Source organism: Pseudoalteromonas sp., from assembly GCF_041613455.1.
GTDB lineage: Bacteria > Pseudomonadota > Gammaproteobacteria > Enterobacterales > Alteromonadaceae > Pseudoalteromonas.
Window position 1 is genome coordinate 1 of record NZ_JBFJHD010000192.1, and the last position, 5,764, is coordinate 5,764.

A 5,764-nucleotide genomic window follows, 5' to 3' on the forward strand; every position below is an offset into this window, starting at 1 on the left:
CGTTTGCCATTTTATAGATCCTCTATAGTTGTTTAGGGTTAGGCCTCCACATATCCCATAGCACCAACACCGAAGTATTTAAACTTCTAATGCACCCAAGTGTATGTGACGATACGTGTGTGTGTTAAAATAAAATTGTGTAGCCTTAAATACAAAAAATCATTTAAGAATTTATTTGTAAAAAGACGGCGCGCTTTATACCATATTAAAATTAAATACTCAACATCGCGTGCAAAATTTGTGCGCTGATATTTGTTCAAAATTTGACTTTGGAGCCTCAATGAGCGCTATTATCAAGACCCCTGAAGAAATTGAAAAAATGCGTGTTGCCGGGCGTTTAGCGGCAGAAGTACTTGAGATGATCGAACCGCATGTGGTGCCGGGCGTGACCACCGATGAGCTAAATACGATTTGTCATGATTATATTGTAAATGTGCAACAAGCAATCCCTGCTCCATTAAATTATCATGGCTTCCCGAAATCAATTTGTACTTCAGTAAACCATGTAATTTGTCATGGTATTCCGAATGACAAACCGTTAAAAGACGGTGACAGCATTAATATAGATATCACTATTATTAAAGATGGTTATCATGGCGACACCTCTAAAATGTTTCATGTTGGTACGCCAAACATTCAAGGCAAGCGCCTTGCTGAAGTGACGCAAGAAAGCCTTTATCTGGCCATTAAAATGGTAAAACCAGGTGTGCGCTTAGGCGACATTGGCGCAGCCATTCAAAAATACGCTGAAAGCTTTAACTACTCAATTGTACGTGAATACTGCGGCCACGGTATTGGTGCCGGCTTCCATGAAGAGCCACAAGTGATGCACTATGGTAAAGCTGGTACTGGCGAAGTGTTACAAGCGGGTATGTGTTTTACTATTGAGCCTATGGTTAATGCTGGTAAGCGTCAATGTAAACTGCTCAAAGATGACTGGACCGTAGTTACGCGTGACCGTAGCTTGTCTGCTCAGTGGGAGCATACTTTGCTAGTCACTGAAAAGGGTGTTGAAATTTTAACACTACGATCGGATGATACTATCGACAGGATCATTGAGCACTAAAATAGCGGTTGGTGTTAATAAGTAACCACTTATTTTATCAATTAGCTATTCAATAAGGAATCAGCCCCGGTGGCATTACCCAACAAAGTAAAAAAGTTGCTCAGCGACGCAGAGCAACTCAGTGATTACCGCGATTGTTCTAGCTATTTTTATAAATGGCTCTATAACGAGTTTGCTAAACAACCGGTTGGAAATTTAATTAATGCCCGGGCTGAATTTATTGACCGCCTGCTGATCAAGCTGTTTCATGTGTATGATTTAGCACATGAACCTGATTTAGCGTTGATCGCTGTGGGCGGTTATGGGCGAGGCGAACTCCACCCCTACTCCGACATCGACTTTTTATTATTAGTCACGCAACCGCCTAACGATGACATTAGTAATAAAATAGGTCAGTTTGTAACTATGCTGTGGGATCTCAACTTAGAGATTGGCCACAGTGTACGCACCATAGAGCAAGCTATTGAGCAAAAACGTGAAGACGTCATCTTTGCCACTAGCCTACTAGAAAGCCGCTTGATTTTTGGTAATCATATTGAGTTTGAAAAGCTCAAAACACACCTGATTGACACGCCGGTATGGCGCTCTAACGAATTCTTTTTAGCCAAAGTGCAAGAGCAACACTTGCGTCATAGAAAGTGCCACGGTACCGCGTACAACCTTGAACCCAATATTAAAGAAAACCCCGGGGGCTTACGCGACCTGCAAACCATTATTTGGGTAGCTAAAAAGCACTTTCGTGCCGAAACCTTGCAAGAGCTGATCAACCATGGTTACCTCACCCACGAAGAATTTCAAGAGCTGTCAGAGTGCTTGGAAAACCTATGGAATATTCGCTTTGCGCTGCATTTAGCCGCGGGGCGCTCAGAAAACCGCTTATTGTTTGATCACCAACCGCAAGCGGCAGAAATACTTGGCTTTGGCAGTGATGGTAAATCATCGGTCGAACGCATGATGAAACGCTTATTTAGAATAATGAGCCGCGTGCGCGAACTTAATCAAATGCTACTTTCTTACTTTGAACAAAGTATTTCCCCTGAAAGTAACGAAGCGGTGACCACTGAGCTGGATCGTAACTTTGAACGTGTCGGGCATCAAATTAAAGTGAAAAGCCCTTCGGTGTTTTTCAGGCGCGATCAATTATTTGTGTTGTTTGAACATATTGCCGACAACCCTGAGATCACTCATATATACCCCAGCACCATTCGTACTATTCGCCAAGTGCGGCGTCGTTTATTAGGTGACTTACAAGATTATGCCGCCTGCCGTGCAGCATTTTTGCGCATTATAAAGCACCCTAATGGCATGGGGCGCGCTTTTACGTTAATGCACAAACACGGCATGATCGCCGCCTATTTACCACAATGGCGCAACATTTTTGGTCAAATGCAGTTTGACTTATTTCATGCCTACACCGTGGATGAGCATACCCACCGCTTAATCAACAATATTTATCAGTATTTTGATAGAACCGGCATCAGCGAGTTTCCTATTTGTAGCGAAATCGTCACGCGCATGGATAAACCTGAGTTGCTGTATTTAGCCGGTATCTTTCATGATATTGCTAAAGGACGCGGTGGCGATCACTCGGAGCTTGGCGCCGTTGATGCACTGGCCTTTGCTAAACTACACGCCTTTCCGGCATCCGATGGCAAACTCATCGCTTGGTTGGTTAGTAACCATTTACTTATGTCGGTTACTGCTCAGCGTAAGGATATAAACGACCCTGGGGTGATCAAAGAATTTGCCACTCGAGTTAAAAATGAACGCCAACTCGATTACCTTTATTGTTTAACCGTGGCCGATATTCGCGCCACTAATGACAATTTATGGAACGACTGGAAAAACACACTACTACGTGAACTGTATGTGCAAACCCAGCACGCATTGCGCCTAGGGCTGGAAAACCCAATGGATCAGCGCGACCAAATTCGCGATAAAAAGCACCAAGCAAAACAGCGCTTACTCAACTTAGGTTATATGGAAGATCAAGTTGATTTAATTTGGAGCCGTTTTAAAGCCAATTACTTTACCGCCTTTAGTGAGCAGCAAATTTCGTGGCACAGTGAGCACTTAGTCAACAGTACTGATTTGAGTCAACCCAGCGTGGTGGTGTCAAATAAAGCCATGCATGGGGGCACGCAAGTATTTGTCTACAGCCCCTACTCGGGCCCATTATTTGCCCGTTTAGTGAGTGTTATTGGTTCTAAAAAAGCACAAATTCAGCATGCCCAAGTACTCACCACTAAAGATGGCTACGTGTTATTTAACTTTGTTATTTTGGAAGAAAACGGCGAGCCCATTGCCAGTGGCCGCGCACAATCCATTAAACGCGTTTTAGAGCAAGCATTATTTGAGCCACGGAAAAAAATTCGTTTTAAAAAGAATCGCTCACAACGCTTTAAAGACTTTAATATAAAGCCTAAGATAGTGCTGCGCCCGCATCCACGTAAAGATCGCAGCTTAATCGAAATTCAAGCCATTGATATACCCGGCTTATTGACTAAAATAGCCGAGGTTTTTCAAGCACATTTATTACATATTCATGCAGCACGTATTACCACGGTGGGGCAACGTGCAGAAGATTTCTTCGTGGTATCAAATAACGAATACCAAGCACTCACCGACGAAGAGCAAGCCAAAATTCATCAAGCATTGCGTAAAAAACTCAACGCAGAAACAGAATAAGAGGACACTATGTCAGATTTAAAAAATATCATCGAAAACGCCTGGGATAACCGCGACAACATCACCCCAAGCACAGTGGCAAGCGACGTTAAACGCGCCATTATCGACGCGCTTGAGTTACTCGATAGCGGCGCAGCACGCGTCGCTGAAAAAATATCGGGTGAATGGGTAGTACACCAATGGCTAAAAAAAGCCGTGTTACTGTCGTTCCGAATTCGTGACAACGCGCCAATGAATGACGGCGTTAACCAATTTAACGACAAAGTACCGCTGAAGTTTAGCGACTACACTCCAGAGCAATTTCAACAAGGTGGCATGCGTGTTGTACCTAATGCCGTAGCGCGCAAAGGCAGTTTTGTTGGTAAAAACGTGGTACTAATGCCCTCGTATGTCAACATTGGTGCCTTTGTAGACGACGGCACTATGGTTGATACTTGGGCCACTGTTGGCTCGTGCGCGCAAATTGGTAAAAACGTACACTTATCGGGTGGTGTAGGCATAGGTGGCGTTTTAGAGCCACTACAAGCGAACCCCACAATCATCGAAGACAACTGTTTTATCGGTGCCCGCTCTGAAATTGTAGAAGGGGTGATAGTAGAAGAAGGTGCGGTTATTTCAATGGGCGTTTACATCAGCCAAAGCACGCGTATTTACGACCGCGAAACCGGTGAAATACACTACGGTCGTGTCCCTGCAGGCGCAGTTGTTGTACCAGGTGCGCTACCATCAAAAGACGGCACTCACAGCTTATACGCGGCTATCATAGTGAAAAAAGTCGATCAGCAAACACGCGAAAAAGTAGGCATCAACGCCCTGCTTCGCTCAATTGATGAAGAATAAGCGCTAGCTTTTAGCTATTCTTTGCTGTTAAGTGCTTTAGCAGCACGTTAATTAGTTATTCAAAAGCGCTAAGCCCTGTGGTTATAGCGCTTTTTTATTTTATGCCAGAAAGTGCACACTATGCTAATTGGTATAACATAAGCTAACCCGCATAATGAATTTAATTCATTCTCCCTGTTGCTGAATCACTCCCTGTTAGCACTACACTCGCTATATTCTCCCAAAATTTAAAAATAAACACTATTTATCAACCATCTAAGCACAAACTAGATTAACAGTGGCGAGAGTTATGTTAATTTGCTGCCACAGCCAAACCTGTAAACACCTTGTTTTCATTATTAACATAAAACTTTCATCTAATAGCCACCGTATGCTCGCTCGATTATTCTTTAACCACTCTCACAAGGATCCACTCACTAAGGAACATAACATGTCGTTAAAACGCAACTACGGGGAAGAGCAACCCTATTGGCCAGCGGGCCCGTTCAAAATTCGCTTACCACTTATTCATTATCGCTGGGAACTGGCGGAAACCATTCAAGCATTGGTGATGTTTGTTATTGCAATGGGAATGATCCCCCTGTTAGAAAAGTACCTCGGTTTGCCCTACGATGTGGCGCTTGCCTATGTGGTAATTGGCGGTATTGGTTTTATGTTGCCGACCATGCTTGGTGTGCCGTTTGTACCCGGCTGGATCACCCCCGCCATTCCTGTGGTACTGCTGTTTATTGGCGACTTTGAACCGGGGCCCGAGGCCATTAAGTCGTTGGTAGCTTTACAGCTTATGGTGACCTTTATTTTCTTTTTTATGGGCATTACTCGATTAGGCACTAAGCTAATTGAAAATATTCCCCGCTCCTTAACCGCAGGGATTTTATTAGGTGCTGGTATTGCCGCTATTTCGGGTGAAATATCCCCCGGCGGGCGCTTATTTAACACCCCTATCTCATTAACTATAGGGGGCTTGGTGACTGTATATGTGCTGTTTTCTTTATCATTTCGCAGTTGCACGGAAAAGTTTCGCTGGGCCAAAATCATTGCCAGTTATGGCATGGTGCCGGGCATGCTGATCACCATGGCCATTGGCTGGGGTGTGAAAGAATACCCACTGCCTACTATTGAATGGGGTATTAACGTGCCGGCTTTTGATCAAATTTGGCACTACCTGCC

The 5,764-nt window shown here is 44.0% G+C and carries 3 protein-coding genes and 1 pseudogene; all 4 read left to right on the forward strand.

Annotation, left to right across the window (positions count from 1 at the left end):
• The first annotated feature begins 280 nt into the window (after nt 1-280).
• Complete coding sequence (map, locus tag ABYB02_RS13850; RefSeq protein WP_372763010.1) at nt 281-1,066, forward strand: type I methionyl aminopeptidase; 786 nt, start codon at nt 281-283, stop codon at nt 1,064-1,066.
• Nucleotides 1,067-1,135: 69 nt separating this feature from the next.
• Nucleotides 1,136-3,754 (forward strand): [protein-PII] uridylyltransferase, encoded by a 2,619-nt coding sequence (gene glnD, locus ABYB02_RS13855; RefSeq protein ID WP_372763011.1) that lies wholly within the window; start codon nt 1,136-1,138, stop codon nt 3,752-3,754.
• Nucleotides 3,755-3,763: 9 nt separating this feature from the next.
• Complete coding sequence (gene dapD, locus ABYB02_RS13860; protein WP_372763012.1) at nt 3,764-4,594, forward strand: 2,3,4,5-tetrahydropyridine-2,6-dicarboxylate N-succinyltransferase; 831 nt, start codon at nt 3,764-3,766, stop codon at nt 4,592-4,594.
• Between the two features lie 430 nt (nt 4,595-5,024).
• Nucleotides 5,025-5,764: pseudogene (locus tag ABYB02_RS13865) on the forward strand (xanthine/uracil/vitamin C permease); the annotation flags it as partial.

Bases quoted from the DNA above. Each gene is read 5' to 3' on its own strand.
- map (WP_372763010.1), top strand. From the start codon at position 281: ATGAGCGCTATTATCAAGACCCCTGAAGAAATTGAAAAAATGCGTGTT.
- dapD (WP_372763012.1), top strand. From the start codon at position 3,764: ATGTCAGATTTAAAAAATATCATCGAAAACGCCTGGGATAACCGCGAC.